Source organism: Dickeya oryzae (genome assembly GCF_020406815.2).
GTDB classification, from domain to species: Bacteria; Pseudomonadota; Gammaproteobacteria; order Enterobacterales; family Enterobacteriaceae; genus Dickeya; species Dickeya oryzae.
Genome location: NZ_CP162670.1, coordinates 426526 through 445481, shown reverse-complemented (window position 1 = coordinate 445481; position 18956 = coordinate 426526). Strand labels below are relative to the sequence as shown.

General features: G+C 49.7%; 31 protein-coding genes. 6 read left to right on the top strand and 25 right to left on the bottom strand.

Annotated elements, in window-relative coordinates; all coding sequences use genetic code 11:
* Positions 1 to 132 precede the first annotated feature (132 nt).
* Positions 133 to 678 (top strand): gamma carbonic anhydrase family protein, encoded by a 546-nt coding sequence (locus LF929_RS02135; RefSeq protein WP_210175843.1) that lies wholly within the window; start codon positions 133 to 135, stop codon positions 676 to 678.
* A 21-nt stretch (positions 679 to 699) separates the two neighbouring features.
* On the opposite strand, the gene LF929_RS02130 is transcribed toward LF929_RS02135, so the two are convergent.
* From LF929_RS02130 to dprA, 6 genes are read right to left on the bottom strand one after another with little or no spacing between them, the layout of a single operon-like run.
* A complete protein-coding gene (locus LF929_RS02130; protein ID WP_210175842.1) occupies positions 700 to 972 on the bottom strand; it encodes a DUF1488 domain-containing protein in 273 nt (90 codons plus the stop codon).
* Positions 969 to 1796 (bottom strand): shikimate dehydrogenase, encoded by an 828-nt coding sequence (aroE, locus tag LF929_RS02125; RefSeq protein ID WP_210175841.1) that lies wholly within the window; start codon positions 1794 to 1796, stop codon positions 969 to 971. Before aroE ends, LF929_RS02130 begins: the two co-directional genes overlap by 4 nt.
* 18 nt (positions 1797 to 1814) lie before the next feature.
* Positions 1815 to 2384 (bottom strand): L-threonylcarbamoyladenylate synthase type 1 TsaC, encoded by a 570-nt coding sequence (tsaC, locus tag LF929_RS02120; RefSeq protein ID WP_152490406.1) that lies wholly within the window; start codon positions 2382 to 2384, stop codon positions 1815 to 1817.
* The gene (locus LF929_RS02115; RefSeq protein ID WP_071603314.1) at positions 2377 to 2928 is read right to left on the bottom strand and encodes a type I DNA topoisomerase; all 552 of its coding nucleotides are present in this window, start codon (positions 2926 to 2928) and stop codon (positions 2377 to 2379) included. Before LF929_RS02115 ends, tsaC begins: the two co-directional genes overlap by 8 nt.
* A gap of 19 nt (positions 2929 to 2947) precedes the next feature.
* On the bottom strand, positions 2948 to 3421 hold the full coding sequence (locus tag LF929_RS02110; protein WP_012886329.1) for a DUF494 family protein: 474 nt from the start codon (positions 3419 to 3421) through the stop codon (positions 2948 to 2950).
* On the bottom strand, positions 3393 to 4526 hold the full coding sequence (dprA, locus tag LF929_RS02105; RefSeq protein ID WP_038909133.1) for a DNA-protecting protein DprA: 1134 nt from the start codon (positions 4524 to 4526) through the stop codon (positions 3393 to 3395). Before dprA ends, LF929_RS02110 begins: the two co-directional genes overlap by 29 nt.
* A 112-nt stretch (positions 4527 to 4638) precedes the next feature.
* Here dprA and def point away from each other — a divergent pair, with 112 nt between their 5' ends.
* The 5 genes from def (at position 4639) to mscL (ending at position 9459) form a co-directional block, all read left to right on the top strand.
* Positions 4639 to 5148 (top strand): peptide deformylase, encoded by a 510-nt coding sequence (def, locus tag LF929_RS02100; protein WP_012886331.1) that lies wholly within the window; start codon positions 4639 to 4641, stop codon positions 5146 to 5148.
* A gap of 37 nt (positions 5149 to 5185) precedes the next feature.
* Complete coding sequence (gene fmt, locus LF929_RS02095; RefSeq protein WP_038909134.1) at positions 5186 to 6127, top strand: methionyl-tRNA formyltransferase; 942 nt, start codon at positions 5186 to 5188, stop codon at positions 6125 to 6127.
* Positions 6128 to 6212: 85 nt separating this feature from the next.
* The gene (gene rsmB / locus LF929_RS02090; protein ID WP_226093155.1) at positions 6213 to 7508 is read left to right on the top strand and encodes a 16S rRNA (cytosine(967)-C(5))-methyltransferase RsmB; all 1296 of its coding nucleotides are present in this window, start codon (positions 6213 to 6215) and stop codon (positions 7506 to 7508) included.
* A 42-nt stretch (positions 7509 to 7550) separates the two neighbouring features.
* Entirely contained in the window at positions 7551 to 8927 is a 1377-nt protein-coding gene (gene trkA / locus LF929_RS02085) for a Trk system potassium transporter TrkA (protein WP_038905811.1), read from the top strand.
* A 106-nt stretch (positions 8928 to 9033) separates the two neighbouring features.
* On the top strand, positions 9034 to 9459 hold the full coding sequence (gene mscL, locus LF929_RS02080; protein WP_016943910.1) for a large-conductance mechanosensitive channel protein MscL: 426 nt from the start codon (positions 9034 to 9036) through the stop codon (positions 9457 to 9459).
* Between the two features lie 6 nt (positions 9460 to 9465).
* Here mscL and LF929_RS02075 read toward each other — a convergent pair whose 3' ends face one another.
* The 19 genes from LF929_RS02075 to rplN all read right to left on the bottom strand — a co-directional run bounded on the left by LF929_RS02075 (position 9466) and on the right by rplN (position 18808).
* The gene (locus LF929_RS02075) at positions 9466 to 9690 is read right to left on the bottom strand and encodes an alternative ribosome-rescue factor A (protein WP_029456669.1); all 225 of its coding nucleotides are present in this window, start codon (positions 9688 to 9690) and stop codon (positions 9466 to 9468) included.
* A gap of 57 nt (positions 9691 to 9747) precedes the next feature.
* Entirely contained in the window at positions 9748 to 10137 is a 390-nt protein-coding gene (locus LF929_RS02070) for a DUF1992 domain-containing protein (protein WP_210175838.1), read from the bottom strand.
* Between the two features lie 129 nt (positions 10138 to 10266).
* Positions 10267 to 10659 (bottom strand): 50S ribosomal protein L17, encoded by a 393-nt coding sequence (rplQ, locus tag LF929_RS02065; protein ID WP_012768122.1) that lies wholly within the window; start codon positions 10657 to 10659, stop codon positions 10267 to 10269.
* A 40-nt stretch (positions 10660 to 10699) separates the two neighbouring features.
* Positions 10700 to 11689, bottom strand: a complete 990-nt coding sequence (gene rpoA / locus LF929_RS02060; RefSeq protein WP_012768121.1) for a DNA-directed RNA polymerase subunit alpha — start codon at positions 11687 to 11689, stop codon at positions 10700 to 10702.
* A 25-nt stretch (positions 11690 to 11714) separates the two neighbouring features.
* Entirely contained in the window at positions 11715 to 12335 is a 621-nt protein-coding gene (gene rpsD, locus LF929_RS02055; RefSeq protein WP_012768120.1) for a 30S ribosomal protein S4, read from the bottom strand.
* A gap of 30 nt (positions 12336 to 12365) precedes the next feature.
* Positions 12366 to 12755, bottom strand: coding sequence for a 30S ribosomal protein S11 (gene rpsK / locus LF929_RS02050; RefSeq protein ID WP_002919257.1), 390 nt, complete (start codon positions 12753 to 12755; stop codon positions 12366 to 12368).
* 16 nt (positions 12756 to 12771) lie between these two features.
* Positions 12772 to 13128 (bottom strand): 30S ribosomal protein S13, encoded by a 357-nt coding sequence (gene rpsM, locus LF929_RS02045; RefSeq protein WP_012768119.1) that lies wholly within the window; start codon positions 13126 to 13128, stop codon positions 12772 to 12774.
* Between the two features lie 146 nt (positions 13129 to 13274).
* Positions 13275 to 13391, bottom strand: coding sequence for a 50S ribosomal protein L36 (gene rpmJ, locus LF929_RS02040; RefSeq protein ID WP_012768118.1), 117 nt, complete (start codon positions 13389 to 13391; stop codon positions 13275 to 13277).
* Between the two features lie 33 nt (positions 13392 to 13424).
* On the bottom strand, positions 13425 to 14756 hold the full coding sequence (gene secY, locus LF929_RS02035; RefSeq protein WP_013319693.1) for a preprotein translocase subunit SecY: 1332 nt from the start codon (positions 14754 to 14756) through the stop codon (positions 13425 to 13427).
* Between the two features lie 7 nt (positions 14757 to 14763).
* Positions 14764 to 15198: a 50S ribosomal protein L15 gene (rplO, locus tag LF929_RS02030; protein ID WP_012886341.1), complete on the bottom strand. Its 435-nt coding sequence runs from the start codon at positions 15196 to 15198 to the stop codon at positions 14764 to 14766.
* A gap of 3 nt (positions 15199 to 15201) precedes the next feature.
* Positions 15202 to 15381 carry a 50S ribosomal protein L30 gene (rpmD, locus tag LF929_RS02025; protein WP_004846568.1) on the bottom strand — a complete coding sequence of 60 codons (180 nt, stop codon included), beginning with the start codon at positions 15379 to 15381 and terminating at the stop codon, positions 15202 to 15204.
* A gap of 6 nt (positions 15382 to 15387) precedes the next feature.
* Complete coding sequence (gene rpsE, locus LF929_RS02020; RefSeq protein ID WP_012768115.1) at positions 15388 to 15888, bottom strand: 30S ribosomal protein S5; 501 nt, start codon at positions 15886 to 15888, stop codon at positions 15388 to 15390.
* A gap of 14 nt (positions 15889 to 15902) precedes the next feature.
* Positions 15903 to 16256 (bottom strand): 50S ribosomal protein L18, encoded by a 354-nt coding sequence (rplR, locus tag LF929_RS02015; RefSeq protein WP_012768114.1) that lies wholly within the window; start codon positions 16254 to 16256, stop codon positions 15903 to 15905.
* Between the two features lie 9 nt (positions 16257 to 16265).
* Positions 16266 to 16799 (bottom strand): 50S ribosomal protein L6, encoded by a 534-nt coding sequence (rplF, locus tag LF929_RS02010; protein WP_013319697.1) that lies wholly within the window; start codon positions 16797 to 16799, stop codon positions 16266 to 16268.
* A 13-nt stretch (positions 16800 to 16812) separates the two neighbouring features.
* On the bottom strand, positions 16813 to 17205 hold the full coding sequence (gene rpsH, locus LF929_RS02005) for a 30S ribosomal protein S8 (RefSeq protein WP_012768112.1): 393 nt from the start codon (positions 17203 to 17205) through the stop codon (positions 16813 to 16815).
* A 33-nt stretch (positions 17206 to 17238) separates the two neighbouring features.
* Positions 17239 to 17544 carry a 30S ribosomal protein S14 gene (gene rpsN, locus LF929_RS02000; RefSeq protein ID WP_012768111.1) on the bottom strand — a complete coding sequence of 102 codons (306 nt, stop codon included), beginning with the start codon at positions 17542 to 17544 and terminating at the stop codon, positions 17239 to 17241.
* Between the two features lie 13 nt (positions 17545 to 17557).
* Entirely contained in the window at positions 17558 to 18097 is a 540-nt protein-coding gene (gene rplE, locus LF929_RS01995; protein ID WP_016943913.1) for a 50S ribosomal protein L5, read from the bottom strand.
* 14 nt (positions 18098 to 18111) lie between these two features.
* On the bottom strand, positions 18112 to 18426 hold the full coding sequence (rplX, locus tag LF929_RS01990; protein WP_012768109.1) for a 50S ribosomal protein L24: 315 nt from the start codon (positions 18424 to 18426) through the stop codon (positions 18112 to 18114).
* A 10-nt stretch (positions 18427 to 18436) separates the two neighbouring features.
* On the bottom strand, positions 18437 to 18808 hold the full coding sequence (gene rplN / locus LF929_RS01985) for a 50S ribosomal protein L14 (protein WP_012768108.1): 372 nt from the start codon (positions 18806 to 18808) through the stop codon (positions 18437 to 18439).
* Positions 18809 to 18956: the final 148 nt, after the last annotated feature.

Genomic DNA, 18956 nt, shown 5'->3' with positions numbered 1-18956 from the left:
CTTTTTTTCCGTTCGCGCATTTTTCCACCCTTACGTTGAGTTATTGTGCAGGCAACGCTATTTTCTGAGCAATAACGCCGGATCAATCGCAGATCTGGGATCCATTACACTAACGTTAGGAGAATACGGCATATGTCCGAGACATTACGCCCGTTTAAAGGAACGCGCCCTGTTATCGGTAAAAATGTCATGGTGGATCCTTCCAGTGTTGTTATCGGGGAAGTCACACTGGCAGATGATGTGAGCATCTGGCCACTCGTCGTCATCCGGGGGGATGTTAACTTTATCCAGATTGGCGCTCGAACCAACATTCAGGATGGTTGTGTTTTACATGTCACCCATCGTTCAGAAAAGAACGAACATGGAAATCCACTCATCATCGGTGAAGATGTCACTGTCGGGCACAAGGTCATGCTGCATGGCTGCACCATCGGCAATCGTGTGCTGGTAGGAATGGGATCAATCATTCTTGATGGCGTCACAGTTGAGAATGACGTCATCATCGGAGCAGGTAGTCTGGTTTCACCTGGGAAGACACTGGAGACAGGCTACCTTTATCTGGGTAGTCCAGCTAAAAAGATCCGCCCACTCACTGAGCAAGAACGGGAAGGTTTACACTATTCAGCCAACAATTATGTGCGTTGGAAAGACGAATACCTAAACCAGCCATCCCAGTAAATAAAGCATGGGCGCTTTTCATTAATTAATGGATTCATTCCCCAAACAGAAAGCGCCCTTTTCATCATACTCATCATTACGGATCAAACGCTCAAACTCATCTTCCCAATCCCAACGATGTTCACGAAACAGTGACAGCCACTGTTCCGGCTGTGCTTCACCGTAGCGGGCAAGCAAAACATCTCGTCCAATGATGCACTCACGCTGGAACCCACCGACCAGTACCGGAAAAATGATCGCCTCATCAAGATCACTCCACCGCTCCCGGTCGGGGAATTGGATCGCCTGATTCATGCCCCCAGTTCCTGCTTCATTTTACGGATCACCGGCACAACGTCAGGCATGACACCGTGCCACAAATTGAACGCATGTGCCGCCTGCCAGACCAGCATACCTATACCGTCAACATACCGTTGCGCCCCTTGCTGGATGCACCATTTCAAAAAAGGCGTCGGTTCCGACTGATAAAACATGTCATAACAGCACACATCGGGAGATATCAGAGCCGCAGGTAAATCAGGCACCTCACCCGCTATACCTGATGAGGTGGCATTAATAATTACATCAACACGCTGACTATCTAGTGTTTCTAGCGGTAGTGCACTTACCTGACCATAGCAGTTGAAATGCTCAGCCAGTGCTGCCGCTCTGGCAAATGTACGGTTAACGATGATTACCTCGCATCCGTATGCAAGCAAAGGCTGAATAACGCCACGCGCTGCGCCCCCTGCTCCCACGAGCAACACACGATTACGCGGCTGGATAAACTCATGCTGCTGCAAATCACTCAACAGGCCTATACCATCCGTATTATCACCATACAGCGAACCATCACCTTTCTTTTGAACCGTGTTAACGGCACCAGCAGAACGGGCTCGCTCACTCAACTCATCCACCGCAGCACATGCACGTTCCTTGAATGGGGCAGTCACATTCGCGCCGCATGCACCATTCTGAAAAAATGCCTTCAGGCTATCTTCAAAACCATCCAATGGGGCGAGAATACGCTCATATGTCAGCGAAATCCCGGTTTGCTCTGCAAACAACGCATGAATACGCGGCGATTTGCTATGCGCAATAGGATGGCCAAAAACAGCAAAAGATTGACTCGCGGACACCTTATTCTCCAGTAGTTACTACCCTTGACGCAGCATTTCACCCGTCAAAGCATCACGAATTTCAGACGGATTCAGACGACCGCCAACTTCCCCATTGAGGACAGGAAAACGCTCGCCAAACTGCGCAGTAACTTCTCTGGCGGTACGACAAGGCGGCTGACCGCTCAAGTTAGCGCTGGTTGAAACCAGCGGCTTGCCAAATGCCAGACACAATTGCTTCACCAACGGGTGATCACTCACTCGCACCGCCAGCGAACTAAAACGTCCAGTCAACCAGTCCGGTGTTTCCGCTCTGGCTGGAATCACCCAGGTCACCGGACCAGGCCAGGTAGCGAAAATCGTCTGACGTTGCGCATCAGACAAGACAGAGAACTCAATATAAGATTCCAGTTGCTGAAAATTCGCTGCAATCAGAATCAGACCCTTTTCACGCGGGCGTTGTTTTAGTGCCAACAAGCGCTCTACCGCCACCTTACTGTCAGGATCACATCCGAGTCCAAATACAGCCTCCGTTGGGTAGGCGATCACTCGCTCTTCCCGCAATTGCTGTAACAACAGTGCTAAATCTTCAGAATTTACGTTACTCATCACTATGACATTCTTCTACCGGCTTTCCACATAATTTACTGGCGCAAAAGCGTCTTACTCCGTGCGCGGTTTTCTTCTCGAGTAATAATGGATAATGACAATACTCACACTCCCCTGCGAGCGGCTTATGATTCAGCGAAAATTGACAAGAGGGGTAACGCTCACACGCGTAAAACGTCTTGCCGTAGCGAGATTTCCGCTGAAGCAATCGACCTTCATGGCATTGGGGGCATATCAAGGCAGTTTCATCCGGGCGATCAATCGCTTCTGTATGATCGCATTCAGGATAGTTGCTACAGCCAATGAACATACCATAGCGCCCTTGACGTAACACCAGTGTCGACTGGCAGCGAGGGCAAGATTGACCATCCAGCACTTTCACCACATGCCCATCGGCATTGGCTTTAAGCGGCCGGATATAACGACACTCAGGATAATTTGAACAGCCAAGAAACGGGCCGTGCTGCCCGGAACGGATAATCAGCACAGCCCCGCATTCAGGACATACCTGTTGATGCTTGTCAGCAATAACGGCTTTGTTCATGATTTACTCTGATTCCCGACTACTGCAAATACCCTTCATTAGCCTCAAAGAGTAAATCTTCCATTTGCTGATAAGCATTTTCACAGCCAGGCACATTGAACAGCACCATCAAAATGACCCATTTCAAATCCTCAAGGTCAAAATCCTGTGTCTCAAGTGCCATGACCCGATCAATAACCATTTCTCGGGTTTCCAGATTAAGGACTTTAATCTGCTCAAGAAACAGCAGAAAACCACGGCAATCTGCATCCAGACGCTGCTCTTCTTCAGCCGTGTAGATGCGTAACGCCAGGGGATCACTGGCCAATGCTAAAGGCGGAGTTTGCCCTTCCTGCAGATCAGCCAGTTTTTCCAGCCAGTCCAACGCGCTGTAGATATCATCACGATCAAATCCCGCGCGGGTGAGGTCATCAGTCAACGTATCCTGATCGACACGCATTTCAGTTTCATTGTGGATGTAAGTTTCAAACAAGTACATGAGTACGTCGAACATGGCCTGCCCTCCTTATACGGACATAGCCGCCGGGTACAGCTGCGATCCACCCTGCTAACTCCAGATCCAGTAACTTAGTCACCACCTCTGGCACAGGTTGGCCGGCACGTTCAGCGACAACGTCAACAGGTGTAACCTCATCTCCTACGGTAGCCAACACATCAGCAAATGGCAATTCCAGTTCACCTTCCGTCGCACAAATAATTTCCGGAACGCCCTCATTGGGAATATCGGCAAACCAACGCAGCCCATTATGGAGTTGTTCAAAAATGTCCTGAGGCTGAGTAACCAGGCTTGCGCCTTGTTGTATCAGCCAGTGGTTACCCTCCGTCATCGGATTGCCAATCGGACCGGGCAAGGCAAAAACCTCACGATTCTGTTCCAATGCATAACGCGCCGTCACCAGCGATCCACTACGCAGTGACGCCTCTACGACCAGAACCCCCAAACTTAATCCACTAATGATGCGATTACGGCGAGGAAAATTTACCGGCAGCGGCGGTGTATTTAGAGGGAATTCCGACACCAGAGCACCGCCCTGCGCCACGATGGCATCCGCTAACGCCAAATGTCGGCGGGGGTAAAGTCGACGTAATCCACTTCCTAAGACGGCAAGGGTTTTCCCTTCTGCCTGTAACGCGGCACGATGGGCAATTCCATCAATACCGACGGCCAGCCCACTGGTTACTGTCAAACGATTCTGGCTGAGTTGTTCGCTAAAGAAATGTCCCCACTGTTCGCCATAAGCACTATTGTTACGGCTACCCACCACCGCGATTTGCGGAGATGACAGGAGGGTTGGCTCTCCAATGACATACAGACATGCCGGGGGAGACGCAATGTTACTGAGCAGTGCAGGATAATCGTCGCTGCCGAATGTCACCAGATGATGGGCCGATGTTTCCAACCAGCTTATGGAATTCTGTATATCCAAATCACTCAGGCCGAAAAATTGCTCAGTCTGATTTTGCGTCAAACCTAACGCTTTCAGATGTTCGGCCGAATACGAATTCTCGGCCTGCAATTGGCTGAACACTAGCGCGCAGCGTTTGGCGCCAAGCCCCTTAACCGACGCCAGACGCAACCAGATTTCCATATCCGTCATACCCCACTCCACACCCTGCTCTACTGTGGCCGTGATGCTGTCAATCACCCTCGGAAATGTCTACAATAAAGACTGGAGCATTCTAACCACCTGAATACAGATCTAAACCTATATGTCAGTCTTGCAAGTATTACATTTTCCCGATGAGCGGCTTCGCACTCAGGCAAAGCCGGTAAAAGAAGTTAATGCAGAAATTCAGCGTATCGTGGACGATATGTTCGACACCATGTACGAGGAAGAAGGTATTGGTCTTGCCGCAACACAAGTTGATATCCATCAGCGCATCATTGTTATCGATGTCTCCGAAGAACGGGATCAACGACTTGTGCTGATCAACCCGGAACTGCTGGAAAAATCCGGTGACACCGGAATAGAAGAGGGTTGTTTGTCGATTCCAGAAACCCGTGCACTGGTTCCTCGGGCTGAGCACGTCAAAGTGCGGGCGCTAGACCGTGAAGGAAAACCTTTTGAACTTGATGCTGATGGATTGCTGGCAATTTGTATCCAACATGAAATGGATCATTTGGTTGGTAAGCTGTTTGTCGACTATTTGTCGCCGCTGAAGCGCCAGCGCATTCGCCAAAAGCTGGAGAAATTAGCCCGGCAAAACAGCAAGGCATAAAACAGTATCGTAACCCTATATCCAGACAGGAAACTACGTGTCATTACGCATTATTTTCGCAGGAACGCCCGATTTCGCCGCGCAGCACCTTGCGGTGTTGTTATCCTCGGAGCATGAGATTGTCGGCGTCTTTACCCAGCCTGACCGCCCGGCAGGGCGCGGTAATAAACTGACCCCCAGTCCGGTCAAGTTGTTGGCCGAGCAGCATGGTATCCCGGTATTTCAACCCAAGTCATTACGCCCTGGCGAAAACCAGCAAATCGTGGCAGGACTCAACGCTGACGTGATGATCGTGGTTGCCTATGGTCTTATCCTGCCACAAGCCGTTCTGGATATGCCTCGTTTGGGATGCATCAACGTTCATGGGTCACTATTGCCACGCTGGCGCGGAGCCGCACCGATACAACGTGCGCTTTGGGCTGGTGACGACCTGACTGGCGTCACGATTATGCAAATGGATGCCGGATTAGATACTGGAGCCATGCTTCATAAAATCGAATGTCCTATTTTGCCGGATGACACCAGCGCCACACTCTACGACAAACTGGCGAAGCTTGGCCCACAAGGGCTGATGGAAACTCTGGCACAGTTGTCTTCATCTCAGGCTACAGCACAAGTGCAGGATGACAGTCTGGCAACCTACGCAGAAAAGCTAAGCAAAGAAGAGGCGCGATTAGACTGGCAATTGTCTGCAGAGCAACTGGAACGTTGTATTCGTGCTTTCAACCCCTGGCCCGTCAGCTATTTTCTGGTTGAGGAACAACCAGTGAAAGTCTGGAAAGCACAGGCGCTAGATACTCAGCACCAACAACAGCCAGGAACTGTGCTTGCAGCCGATAAAGAAGGCATCAGAGTCGCCACCGCTAACGGCATATTAAATATTCAAATTCTTCAGCCATCAGGCAAAAAAGCCATGTCGGCACAGGACTTGCTGAACTCGCGTCGTGAATGGTTCATCCCAGGCAACACATTAGCCTGATGCCTTAAGCTGATGCTATTAGCCTGGTACTACGGTGCCGACAGACTTGTCGGTACCATCATTATTCCCCTATTCTTCTGAGCCGATGAAAAGCACATACAATCTTCGCAGTATTGCCGCCACCACCCTTGTACAGGTTGTAGAACAAGGGCAATCACTTAGTCAATTACTGCCTGCGCTCCAACGTGACATCAGTGAAAGAGATCGCGGCCTGCTGCAAGAGATCTGCTTTGGTGTATTGCGCGTATTACCGCAGTTGGACTGGTATCTTCGTCAACTGATGGCAAAGCCGCTTACCGGCAAACAGAAAGTTCTGCATTATCTGCTAATGGTTGGCCTTTACCAGCTCATCCATACCCGCATTCCCCCTCATGCCGCTCTGGCAGAAACGGTGAATGGCGCAGTAGCCCTGAAACGCCCGCAATTAAAAGGACTGATTAATGGCGTATTACGCCAATTCCAGCGCGAGCAGGAGGCGCTGCAGCAGCGGTTACAGAACAACCCAGCACGTTATTCACACCCCGACTGGCTGCTACAACGACTGAAAAAAGCCTACCCCAGTCAGTGGGAACGGATTATCGACGCCAACAATCAACATCCTCCGATGTGGTTAAGGGTCAATCGCCGTCATCATACCCGTGAAGCTTATCTGGCGTTATTACAGGAAAAAGGGATTGAGGCTCATCCTCACGCACACTATCCAGATGCCATCAGGCTGAGCACGCCTTGTGCTGTCAGTTTATTGCCGGGCTTTGAACAAGGGTTTGTGACCGTACAAGATGCTTCAGCACAGGGCTGTATCCACTGGCTATCACCACAAGACCACGAGGATATTCTTGACCTCTGTGCCGCACCCGGCGGCAAAACAACACATATACTTGAAGCTGCACCTCATGCCAACGTACTGGCCGTTGATGTTGATGAACAACGTTTGAAACGAGTCAGAGAAAATTTGCAGCGGCTTAATCTGCATGCCGAAGTCAAATGTGGTGATGGCAGAACACCTGCACAGTGGTGCGGTGATAAGTGTTTTGACCGCATTTTACTCGACGCACCCTGCTCTGCTACCGGTGTCATTCGTCGCCACCCAGATATCAAATGGCTACGTCGGGATAGCGATATCGCCGAACTGGCATCGCTACAAAAAACGATTCTGGATGCCGTCTGGCCACGACTGAAAAACGGTGGCACGCTGGTTTATGCCACTTGTTCGGTATTACCGGAAGAGAATTGCCAACAAATAGCGGATTTTCTGCAACGACACGCTGACGCTATGTTGGTCGATACCGGAACACCGACCTCGCCAGGGATACAAATGTTGCCTGCGGCGGAAGATGGCGATGGTTTCTTTTATGCGAAGCTGATAAAAAGCGGGCAATAGTCCACAGGTCCCCCAACGGGAACAGACACGGCAGAAATGACGATGAAGATAATTATTCTTGGTGCAGGTCAGGTTGGCGGAACGCTGGCAGAAAATTTGTCAGGTGAAAACAACGATATTACGGTTGTAGACACCAACACCACTCGGCTACGCCAGCTTCAGGACAAATTCGATCTGCGCGTGGTTACAGGCTATGCCTCTCATCCACGCGTGTTGCGCGAAGCTGGAGCGGAAGACGCGGATATGTTGATAGCCGTAACCAATTCCGATGAAACCAACATGATCGCTTGTCAGGTCGCTTATTCGCTGTTTAATACCCCTAACCGCATTGCCCGAATCCGTGCATCAGAGTATATCCGCGAGTCAGAGCAGTTATTCCAGTCTGAAGCGGTACCCATCGACCATCTCATTTCACCGGAACAGCTGGTCATCGATAATATCTACAAATTGATCGAATATCCGGGAGCATTACAGGTCGTCAATTTCGCCGAGGGTAAAGTCAGTATTGCTGCGGTAAACGCATACTATGGTGGACCTCTGGTAGGGAATGCCATCGCCACAATGCGTGATCATATGCCGCATATTGAAACCCGAGTTGCTGCAATTTTTCGCCATGACCGCCCTATTCGTCCACAAGGCTCAACCGTTATTGAAGCGGGAGATGAAGTATTCTTTATTGCTGCTTCACAACATATCCGGGCAGTAATGAGTGAAATGCAGCGTCTTGAGAAGCCCTATAAACGCATCATGATTGTTGGTGGAGGAAATGTAGGGGCCGGCCTTGCCCGTAAACTCGAGAAAGACTACAGCGTTAAACTGATAGAACGCGATGCGCTTAGAGCTTCGGAATTGGCTGAACGTTTACAAAATACCATTGTTTTCCATGGTGACGCCTCTGACCAGGAATTACTGGCCCAGGAACATATCGAGCAAATCGATGTATTTATCGCCATCACCAACGATGATGAAGCCAATATCATGTCAGCGATGTTAGCTAAGCGAATGGGTGCGAAGAAAGCAATGGTCTTGATCCAACGCCGGGCCTATGTCGACCTGGTTCAGGGAAGTGTCATTGATGTGGCGATCTCACCGCAGCAGGCAACGATTTCAGCTCTGTTGGGACATGTCCGTAAAGCGGATATCGTCAGTGTTTCATCTCTACGACGTGGAGTGGCAGAAGCCATTGAGGCCATTGCACATGGCGATGAGGGCACATCGAAAGTCGTCGGTCGCATGATTGCTGATATCAAATTGCCACCAGGAACAATTATTGGCGCCATTGTCCGTGGCGACGATGTGATCATTGCTAATAATAATTTGCAGATTGAGCAGGGTGACCACGTCATCATGTTTCTGACTGATAAGAAATATATCTCTGACGTTGAGCGTTTATTCCAACCTAGCCCATTCTTCCTCTGATAACTGTTCCTCAGGGCGTGTTAACCCACGCCCTATCTCATATACCATTTTGGTAATTTCTTTATCGCTTGTTAGAATTAAAAAAGGTTTAACAGGAGATAATGCAATGAGCCTGATAAAAGAGTTTCGTGAATTCGCCATGCGCGGCAATGTTGTTGACCTGGCTGTAGGGGTCATTATTGGTGCTGCATTCGGGAAAATCGTATCGTCGCTGGTGTCGGACATTATTATGCCGCCATTGGGGTTACTGATAGGTGGTGTTGATTTCAAGCAGTTCCATTGGGTGTTACGAGAAGCGCAGGGCAACCTTGCTGCCGTCAGCATCAACTACGGCACATTCATTCAGAATATTTTTGATTTTGTTATCGTGGCCTTCGCCATTTTTATGGCCATTAAACTGATGAACAAATTACGCCGTACTCAGCAGGAACAACCGAATACCCCGCCGAAAGTTACCGCAGAAGAAAAACTCCTGACAGAAATAAGAGATCTACTCAAACAGCAGATCGATAGCCAGTCTAAAAATTCATAACTGACCTTAATAACTGAAACAGCAAATCAGAAGGCCAGTGGTAAAAGTGTTATTTCTCTTACCACTGGCCTCCCAATTTTTACTCTGTGCTTTCTGGTGTTTCTCTTTGCGTCGATAGCTTCCTTTACCTTTGGCATTTTGCTCGACACGCTGGCGAAACAAGGGATCATGCAGCAATGCTTCAAGTGCATTATCAGTTATTCGACCTTTAGTATGACGATAGTTAGACATAAATTACCTCATTTGATATGACATAACATTGGCAAGAACACCGTATATAACGACAGGTCAGTCGTCTTTATCAGAGTGCAACCTCTTCTCAAACCGGCTCATCAACTGATGCCGATAAGGCATTTTTAAAAAATCCGTATTGACGCCTGAAAGCTGTAAACGCAATTCAAGCGCTCTGAGCTGCCGGGATAACTCAACATACTCCTTTGATGCAGGGTCAGTAACGAGCAGTAAATCTGCCAGCGTCAACGCGTCCTTACGAGCTGATAACTCAGGTGGTAAAAAACCCGAATTCTTCATCAAGTGGTATGCGCTGCGCAGCTCAGCAGGGACAGCACTATTATCATCCAATTGCAGCGGCTTACCGCTTCCCGATAAGTTCTCCAATTCTCCGCGCTTTTGTGCTTCGAGTATATGACGCTCAGCCCATTCATCAATAGGAAACATAACATAACCCCACACGCGAGATTTTGTTCATATGATAGTGGATTGAAAAGCACTCGAACAGCGGCGGGGAGGACTAAAATAAGGACGTAAAAAAACCGGGTTTCCCCGGCTTTTTCACGCTAGTGCAAATTACTCTGCAGCAGCAACTTCTTCTGTCTGAGAAACTGCGCGATCAACGAGCTCGATGTATGCCATCGGCGCATTGTCACCAGCACGGAAGCCACACTTCAGAATACGAGTGTAACCACCAGCACGGCTCGCGAAACGCGGGCCCAGTTCGTTAAACAGTTTAGCCACGATCTCGTTATCACGAGTACGGGCAAATGCCAGACGACGATTAGCAACGCTGTCGGTCTTGGCAAGAGTAATCAGCGGTTCAACAACACGACGCAGCTCTTTCGCTTTCGGCAGGGTCGTCTTGATAATCTCATGACGAACCAAAGAACCAGCCATGTTACGGAACATAGCCTGGCGATGGCTGCTGTTACGGTTCAGTTGACGACCACTCTTACGATGGCGCATGACCTTATCCTTCTCAGTAAAACCTTAACCTGTGATCCGGTTACTCATCAGCAATGCTTGCCGGTGGCCAGTTTTCCAGGCGCATGCCCAGTGACAGACCACGAGAAGCCAGCACGTCTTTGATCTCAGTAAGAGATTTTTTACCCAGGTTAGGCGTTTTAAGCAATTCAACCTCGGTACGCTGTACCAGATCACCGATGTAGTGGATAGCTTCTGCCTTAAGGCAGTTAGCAGAGCGGACAGTCAATTCAAGATCGTCAACAGGGCGCAGCAGGATCGGATCGAATTCTGGTTTCTCTTCTTTCACTTCCGGCTGACGTACATCACGTAAGTCAACGAAAGCTTCCAATTGTTCAGCCAGAATGGTTGCCGCACGGCGGATCGCCTCTTCAGGATCGATCGTACCATTGGTTTCCATTTCGATAACCAGCTTGTCCAGGTCAGTACGCTGTTCAACACGCGCTGCTTCAACATTGTAAGCGATACGCTCAACAGGGCTGTAGCAAGCGTCGACTAACAGACGACCGATCGGGCGCTCATCTTCTTCCGTATGAATACGGGCAGACGCCGGCACATAACCACGACCACGCTGAACTTTGATACGCATATTGATAGATGCATTCTCATCGGTCAGATGGCAGATCACATGCTGTGGCTTGACGATTTCGACATCACCATCATGGGTGATGTCGGCTGCAGTCACAGGGCCAATGCCAGATTTATTCAGGGTAAGAATAACTTCATCTTTGCCTTGAACTCTCACCGCCAGCCCTTTCAGGTTGAGCAGGATTTCCAGGATATCTTCCTGTACGCCTTCTTTGGTGCTGTACTCGTGCAGTACACCATCAATCTCAACCTCGGTCACCGCGCAACCAGGCATGGATGAAAGCAGAATACGGCGCAGTGCGTTACCAAGAGTATGGCCGAAGCCCCGCTCTAACGGCTCAAGGGTCACCTTGGCGTGCGTCGAACTAACTTGCTCGATATCTACCAGGCGCGGTTTTAGAAACTCTGTCACAGAACCCTGCATTGTGTCCTCTCTTTGGTACTAAGCTTTACTTGGAGTAAAGCTCGACGATCAGGTGTTCATTAATGTCCGCAGACAGATCGGTACGTTCAGGAATACGTTTGAACACACCTTCCATCTTGGCAGCATCAACTTCCAGCCAAGTTGGCTTTTCACGCTGTTCAGCCAGCTCCAGAGCGGCCTTAACACGAGACTGCTTTTTCGCCTTCTCGCGGATGCTGACTACGTCATTCGGAGATACCTGATAAGAAGCGATGTTAACAACGCGACCATTTACCATAACAGCTTTGTGACTTACCAGCTGACGAGCTTCTGCGCGGGTAGCGCCGAATCCCATACGGTAAACAACGTTGTCCAGACGACCTTCCAGCAACTGCAACAGGTTGGCACCTGTATTGCCTTTCAGGCGAGCGGCTTCTTTGTAGTAGTTACGGAATTGACGCTCCAGAACACCGTAGATACGGCGAACTTTCTGCTTCTCACGCAACTGTACACCATAGTCAGACAGACGCGGTTTACGTGCGCCGTGCTGGCCAGGAGCTTGTTCAATTTTACACTTGGAATCGATCGCACGAACACCAGACTTTAGAAACAGGTCGGTGCCTTCACGACGGCTCAGCTTGAGCTTAGGACCCAAATATCTTGCCATTTTCTTTCTCCAGCAATCCTAAAAGCGGCGTTACACGCGACGCTTTTTCGGCGGACGACAACCGTTATGAGGGATCGGAGTCACATCAGTAATATTAGTGATGCGGAAACCAGCCGCGTTCAGAGCGCGGATAGTAGACTCACGGCCCGGACCAGGTCCTTTAACCATAACTTCCAGATTCTTGATACCGTACTCTTTCACAGCTTCAGCGCAGCGCTCTGCTGCTACCTGAGCGGCGAACGGAGTGGATTTACGAGAACCACGGAAACCGGAACCACCGGCAGTTGCCCAACCCAACGCATTACCCTGACGATCGGTAATGGTAACGATGGTGTTGTTGAAAGAAGCATGGATATGAGCCACACCGTCAGAGACTTGCTTTCTTACACGCTTACGTGCACGAATAGGTGCCTTTGCCATTATTCAATCACCCCGATTATTTCTTGATCGGTTTGCGCGGACCCTTACGGGTACGGGCGTTAGTCTTGGTACGCTGACCGCGAACCGGCAGACCACGACGGTGACGCAAACCACGATAAGTACCAAGGTCCATAAGGCGCTTGATGCTCAGGGTGATTTCACGACGCAGATCGCCTTCTACAACAAACTTGGCAACTTCGTCACGCAGCTTATCGATTTGCTCTTCAGACAGCTCACTGATCTTAACATCTTCAGCAATACCCGTTGCAGCACAGATAGATTTGGAACGGGTTTTACCAATGCCGTAAATAGCAGTTAATGCAATTACGGTATGTTTATGATCAGGAATGTTAATGCCTGCTATACGGGCCACTATGCACTCCTACAATTTTATAAAGCAATACCATTCTGAAAAGCCCGTTTTCAGGATACTCAAATGACATTGCAGTTACATACAAAAGATTGGCTGGCTAATCTAGCCAGCTCAATCCAACTTTGCAAGAAAAATATGCGAGATAATCAGCCTTGGCGCTGTTTATGCTTCGGCTCGGCACTGCAGATAACGCGAACGATGCCGTTACGCTTAACAATCTTACAGTTACGACATAATTTCTTGACGGAAGCACGAACTTTCATTTTTACTCTCCGTAACTTCTCAAGCCAACCTAATCAGCGGCTATAGCCTTTCAGGTTTGCCTTCTTCAATGCAGACTCATACTGACTTGACATCAGCAGCGTTTGCACTTGAGCCATAAAATCCATGATCACGACAACAACGATCAATAATGACGTCCCACCGAAATAGAACGGCACTTTCATTGCGTCACGCATGAACTCCGGGATGAGGCAGATAAAGGTAATATACATCGCACCAACTAATGTCAGGCGGGTCATTACTTTATCAATATACTTCGCCGTTTGCTCTCCCGGACGAATTCCTGGCACGAATGCACCGGACTTCTTCAGGTTATCTGCTGTTTCCCGCGGGTTAAACACCAACGCGGTATAGAAGAAACAGAAGAAGATGATTGCAGATGCATAGAGTAACACATAAAGCGGTTGCCCAGGCTGCAGATACAGCGAAATAGTCGTCAGCCAGTTCCAACCGGTACCGCCCCCAAACCACGATGCTATCGTCGCCGGGAACAGAATAATACTGGAAGCAAAGATAGCTGGAATAACACCGGCCATATTCACCTTCAGTGGTAAATGCGTACTCTGTGCTGCATATACGCGACGTCCTTGCTGGCGTTTGGCGTAGTTAACAACGATACGACGTTGACCGCGCTCAATAAACACTACAAAGAACGTTACTGCGAATACCAGCACTGCAACCAACAGCAACAGGAGGAAGTGCAGATCGCCTTGCCGCGCTTGCTCGATGGTATGGCCAATAGCCGGCGGTAGACCCGCAACAATACCTGCAAAGATTATGATTGAGATACCGTTACCGATACCGCGTTCAGTAATCTGCTCGCCCAGCCACATCAGGAACATAGTCCCAGTGACCAGACTGACAACAGCGGTGAAATAAAACGCAAAGCCTGGATTAATTACCAGACCTTGCATTCCAGGCATATTCGGCAAACCGGTAGCAATACCGATTGACTGAAATATTGCCAACACCAGAGTGCCGTAGCGAGTATACTGGCTGATTTTACGTCGGCCAGCTTCCCCTTCCTTCTTAATTTCCGCCAGTGCGGGATGAACCACCGTCAACAACTGAATGATGATGGATGCCGAGATATACGGCATAATTCCCAGTGCGAAAATTGAAGCGCGGCTTAAAGCACCACCAGAGAACATGTTAAACATTTCAATGATGGTGCCACGCTGTTGTTCGAGCAATTTGGCAAGCACAGTGGCATCAATACCAGGAATGGGAATAAAAGAGCCAATACGGAAAACAATCAACGCACCGATAACAAACAAAAGTCTGCGTTTCAGTTCGCCAACTCCGCCTTTAGCACTTTGAAAATCTAATCCTGGTTGTTTAGCCATCTGCTACTTATTCCTCAATTTTGCCGCCAGCAGCTTCGATAGCAGCACGAGCGCCTTTGGTGACGCGCAGACCACGAATCGTTACCGGACGTGCAACTTCGCCAGACAGAATCACTTTCGCGAATTCAATCTGAACGCCGATGACGTTAGCAGCTTTCAGCGTATTCAGATCAACAACATCGCCTTCTACACGAGCCAGATCAGACAGACGGATTTCCGCTGTAATCATAGCCTTGCGAGAAGTGAAGCCGAACTTCGGCAGACGACGATACAAAGGCATCTGACCGCCTTCGAAACCACGGCGTACACCACCGCCAGAACGAGAGTTCTGACCTTTGACGCCGCGACCACCAGTCTTACCGAGGCCGGAACCAATACCGCGACCTAAGCGCTTCGGCGCGTGTTTAGAGCCTTCGGCCGGAGACAGAGTATTCAAACGCATCTGTTACTCCTCCACTTTAACCATGTAGGAAACCGCGTTGACCATACCGCGAACAGCAGGAGTATCCTCGCGCTCAACGGTGTGACCAATACGACGCAGACCCAGGCCAAGCAGCGTTGCCTTGTGTTTAGGCAGACGACCGATTGCACTACGGGTTTGAGTAATTTTAATAGTCTTTGCCATGGTCAATTACCCCAGAATGTCTTCAACGGATTTACCACGCTTGGCAGCGACCATTTCCGGGGACTTCATGTTAGCCAAGCCATCGATAGTTGCACGAACCACGTTAATCGGGTTTGTGGAACCATAGGCTTTAGCCAATACGTTGTGAACCCCTGCAACTTCCAGAACGGCGCGCATTGCACCACCGGCGATGATACCGGTACCTTCGGAAGCTGGCTGCATGAACACACGAGAACCTGTGTGTGCACCTTTAACCGGGTGCTGCAGAGTGCCGTTGTTCAGCGCGACATTCATCATATTGCGACGGGCTTTTTCCATCGCTTTCTGGATCGCTGCCGGAACTTCGCGAGCTTTACCGTAACCAAAACCGACGCGACCGTTACCATCACCTACCACAGTCAGTGCTGTGAAGGAGAAAATACGACCACCCTTAACGGTTTTAGATACGCGATTTACCGCGATCAGCTTTTCCTGCAGTTCGCCAGCTTGTTTTTCGATGTGAGCCATCTTACACCTCTACCTTAGAACTGAAGGCCAGCTTCACGGGCAGCATCTGCCAGTGCCTGGACTCGACCATGATATTGGAACCCGGAACGGTCAAAGGCCACACCCTTGATGCCTTTTTCCAGAGCGCGTTCAGCAACTGCTTTACCGACAGCTGCAGCAGCGTCTTTGTTACCGGTATACTTCAGTTGCTCAGCGATAGCTTTTTCTACAGTAGAAGCGGCTACCAGGACTTCAGAACCGTTCGGTGCGATAACCTGCGCATAAATATGGCGGGGGGTACGATGTACCACCAGACGAGTCGCACCCAATTCACGGATTTTGCGACGTGCGCGGGTTGCACGACGGATACGAGCTGATTTCTTATCCATAGTGTTACCTTACTTCTTCTTAGCCTCTTTGGTACGCACGACTTCATCGGCGTAACGGACACCTTTGCCTTTGTAAGGCTCAGGACGACGGTAAGCACGCAGGTCAGCAGCTACCTGGCCGATCAGCTGTTTATCCGCACCTTTCAGTACGATTTCAGTCTGAGACGGACATTCAGCAGTAATGCCTGCAGGCAGTTCGTGATCGATCGGGTGAGAGAAGCCCAGGGCCAAATTCACCACATTACCTTTCACGGCTGCACGATAACCTACACCTACCAATTGCAGCTTTTTGGTGAAGCCTTCGGTAACACCGATAACCATGCTGTTCAACAGAGCGCGGGTAGTACCGGCCTGAGCCCAGCCATCGGCAAAACCTTCGCGCGGGGCGAAAGTCAGCACGTTATCAGCTTGTTTAACTTCGACAGCGGCATTGATCTCACGAACCAACTCGCCGTTTTTACCCTTGATCGAAACATCCTGACCGTTGAGTTTTACCTCTACGCCGGCAGGAATGACGACGGGTGCTTTTGCAACACGAGACATTCTTCCCTCCCGATTACGCTACGTAGCAGATAATCTCGCCACCAAGACCAGCCTGGCGAGCTGCACGATCAGTCATCACACCTTTAGAGGTAGAAACAACTGCGATACCTAAACCGGCCATAACTTTCGGCAGCTCATCTTTGCGTTTATAGATGCGCAGACCAGGACGGCTGATACGCTGAATGCTTTCTACAACAGCCTTGCCCTGGAAATACTTAAGAGTCAGTTCCAGTTCAGGCTTGGTGTCGCCTTCAACTTTAAAATCTTCAATAAAACCTTCTTCCTTCAGCACGTTGGCAATTGCCACTTTCAGCTTGGAGGAAGGCATGGTGACCGCAACTTTGTTCGCGGCCTGACCGTTACGGATACGGGTCAGCATATCCGCGATCGGATCTTGCATGCTCATCTGTCTTTACTCCCGTGATTCAATTGGTGACAATTACCAGCTAGCCTTTTTCAGACCCGGAATTTCACCGCGCATGGCGGCTTCACGGACCTTGATACGGCTCAACCCGAACTTCCGCAGGAAAGCGTGCGGACGACCTGTCTGGCGGCAGCGGTTACGCTGACGGGACGGGCTGGAATCACGCGGCAGAGTCTGCAGCTTGAGAACAGCATCCCAACGATCTTCGTCGGATGAGTTCACATTGGAGATGATAGCTTTCAGCTCAACGCGCTTGGCGAAGAATTTATCAGCTAATTTCACGCGTTTAACTTCGCGTGCTTTCATGGATTGCTTAGCCATTAGTAACCCTACCTTACTTGCGGAACGGGAAGTTAAAGGCGGCCAACAGCGCACGGCCTTCATCATCGGATTTCGCAGTGGTGGTAATGGTAATGTCCAAACCACGAACGCGATCGACCTTGTCATAGTCGATTTCCGGGAAGATGATCTGCTCACGCACGCCCATGCTGTAGTTACCACGTCCATCGAATGATTTCGAAGACAGACCGCGGAAGTCGCGGATACGCGGTACAGCAATGGTAATCAGACGCTCAAAGAACTCCCACATGCGTTCGCCACGCAGAGTTACTTTACAGCCGATCGGATAGCCCTGGCGGATTTTGAAGCCTGCAACAGATTTGCGTGCTTTGGTGATCAACGGTTTTTGACCGGAGATAGCTGCCAGATCAGCTGCGGCGTTATCCAGCAGCTTTTTGTCAGCGATCGCTTCACCAACACCCATGTTCAGGGTGATCTTCTCGACCCGAGGGACTTGCATGACAGAATTGTAGCTGAACTGAGTCATCAGTTTGCTAACCACTTCGTCTTTGTAGTAATCATGCAGTTTCGCCATCGTACTACTCCAAATTACTTGATAGTTTCGCTGTTAGACTTGAAGAAACGGACTTTTTTGCCGTCTTCGAATCTAAAGCCTACACGATCCGCCTTGCCGGTGGCCGCATTGAAGATTGCAACGTTAGAAACCTGGATAGCAGCTTCTTTTTCAACGATGCCGCCTGGTTGATTCAGCGCCGGAACCGGCTTCTGATGTTTTTTAACCAGGTTGATACCTTCAACAACGACCTTACCAGAAGTCAGGACGTTCTTAACTTTACCGCGCTTACCTTTATCTTTGCCGGTCAGCACGATAACTTCGTCATCACGACGGATTTTCGCTGCCATGATTCGCTCCTTAGAGTACTTCTGGTGCCAGAGAGATAATTTTCATGAACTTTTCAGTACGCAGTTCACGAGTTACCGGCCCAAAAATACGCGTACCGATAGGTTGCTCGCTGTTATTGTTCAGAATAACGCATGCATTACCATCGAAGCGAACGACAGAACCGTCAGGGCGACGAACACCCTTCTTGGTGCGCACCACTACCGCCTTCAGTACATCGCCTTTTTTCACCTTACCGCGGGGAATTGCTTCCTTAATGGTAATTTTGATGATGTCGCCGACGCCTGCGTAGCGACGGTGCGAGCCACCCAGAACCTTGATACACATTACGCGACGTGCACCGGAGTTATCGGCCACATTCAGCATAGTCTGTTCTTGGATCATGTTTAGTGCTCCGCTAATGTCAACTACTACTTTTCGAACCCTTGCGGGTCATTAATACCCCAGAATCGAGGGCGCAGCATTATAACACCACTTATCGACTGTGGGTAGAAAAAATAAACGGCCCTTTACAGAGCCGTTTATTATCAAG

Bases quoted from the DNA above. Each gene is read 5' to 3' on its own strand.
- LF929_RS02135 (WP_210175843.1), top strand. From the start codon at position 133: ATGTCCGAGACATTACGCCCGTTTAAAGGAACGCGCCCTGTTATCGGT.
- LF929_RS02130 (WP_210175842.1), bottom strand. From the start codon at position 972: ATGAATCAGGCGATCCAATTCCCCGACCGGGAGCGGTGGAGTGATCTT.
- tsaC (WP_152490406.1), bottom strand. From the start codon at position 2,384: ATGAGTAACGTAAATTCTGAAGATTTAGCACTGTTGTTACAGCAATTG.
- LF929_RS02115 (WP_071603314.1), bottom strand. From the start codon at position 2,928: ATGAACAAAGCCGTTATTGCTGACAAGCATCAACAGGTATGTCCTGAA.
- LF929_RS02110 (WP_012886329.1), bottom strand. From the start codon at position 3,421: ATGTTCGACGTACTCATGTACTTGTTTGAAACTTACATCCACAATGAA.
- dprA (WP_038909133.1), bottom strand. From the start codon at position 4,526: ATGACGGATATGGAAATCTGGTTGCGTCTGGCGTCGGTTAAGGGGCTT.
- def (WP_012886331.1), top strand. From the start codon at position 4,639: ATGTCAGTCTTGCAAGTATTACATTTTCCCGATGAGCGGCTTCGCACT.
- rsmB (WP_226093155.1), top strand. From the start codon at position 6,213: ATGAAAAGCACATACAATCTTCGCAGTATTGCCGCCACCACCCTTGTA.
- trkA (WP_038905811.1), top strand. From the start codon at position 7,551: ATGAAGATAATTATTCTTGGTGCAGGTCAGGTTGGCGGAACGCTGGCA.
- mscL (WP_016943910.1), top strand. From the start codon at position 9,034: ATGAGCCTGATAAAAGAGTTTCGTGAATTCGCCATGCGCGGCAATGTT.
- LF929_RS02075 (WP_029456669.1), bottom strand. From the start codon at position 9,690: ATGTCTAACTATCGTCATACTAAAGGTCGAATAACTGATAATGCACTT.
- LF929_RS02070 (WP_210175838.1), bottom strand. From the start codon at position 10,137: ATGTTTCCTATTGATGAATGGGCTGAGCGTCATATACTCGAAGCACAA.
- rplQ (WP_012768122.1), bottom strand. From the start codon at position 10,659: ATGCGCCATCGTAAGAGTGGTCGTCAACTGAACCGTAACAGCAGCCAT.
- rpoA (WP_012768121.1), bottom strand. From the start codon at position 11,689: ATGCAGGGTTCTGTGACAGAGTTTCTAAAACCGCGCCTGGTAGATATC.
- rpsD (WP_012768120.1), bottom strand. From the start codon at position 12,335: ATGGCAAGATATTTGGGTCCTAAGCTCAAGCTGAGCCGTCGTGAAGGC.
- rpsK (WP_002919257.1), bottom strand. From the start codon at position 12,755: ATGGCAAAGGCACCTATTCGTGCACGTAAGCGTGTAAGAAAGCAAGTC.
- rpmJ (WP_012768118.1), bottom strand. From the start codon at position 13,391: ATGAAAGTTCGTGCTTCCGTCAAGAAATTATGTCGTAACTGTAAGATT.
- secY (WP_013319693.1), bottom strand. From the start codon at position 14,756: ATGGCTAAACAACCAGGATTAGATTTTCAAAGTGCTAAAGGCGGAGTT.
- rplO (WP_012886341.1), bottom strand. From the start codon at position 15,198: ATGCGTTTGAATACTCTGTCTCCGGCCGAAGGCTCTAAACACGCGCCG.
- rpmD (WP_004846568.1), bottom strand. From the start codon at position 15,381: ATGGCAAAGACTATTAAAATTACTCAAACCCGTAGTGCAATCGGTCGT.
- rpsE (WP_012768115.1), bottom strand. From the start codon at position 15,888: ATGGCTCACATCGAAAAACAAGCTGGCGAACTGCAGGAAAAGCTGATC.
- rplR (WP_012768114.1), bottom strand. From the start codon at position 16,256: ATGGATAAGAAATCAGCTCGTATCCGTCGTGCAACCCGCGCACGTCGC.
- rplF (WP_013319697.1), bottom strand. From the start codon at position 16,799: ATGTCTCGTGTTGCAAAAGCACCCGTCGTCATTCCTGCCGGCGTAGAG.
- rpsH (WP_012768112.1), bottom strand. From the start codon at position 17,205: ATGAGCATGCAAGATCCGATCGCGGATATGCTGACCCGTATCCGTAAC.
- rpsN (WP_012768111.1), bottom strand. From the start codon at position 17,544: ATGGCTAAGCAATCCATGAAAGCACGCGAAGTTAAACGCGTGAAATTA.
- rplE (WP_016943913.1), bottom strand. From the start codon at position 18,097: ATGGCGAAACTGCATGATTACTACAAAGACGAAGTGGTTAGCAAACTG.
- rplX (WP_012768109.1), bottom strand. From the start codon at position 18,426: ATGGCAGCGAAAATCCGTCGTGATGACGAAGTTATCGTGCTGACCGGC.
- rplN (WP_012768108.1), bottom strand. From the start codon at position 18,808: ATGATCCAAGAACAGACTATGCTGAATGTGGCCGATAACTCCGGTGCA.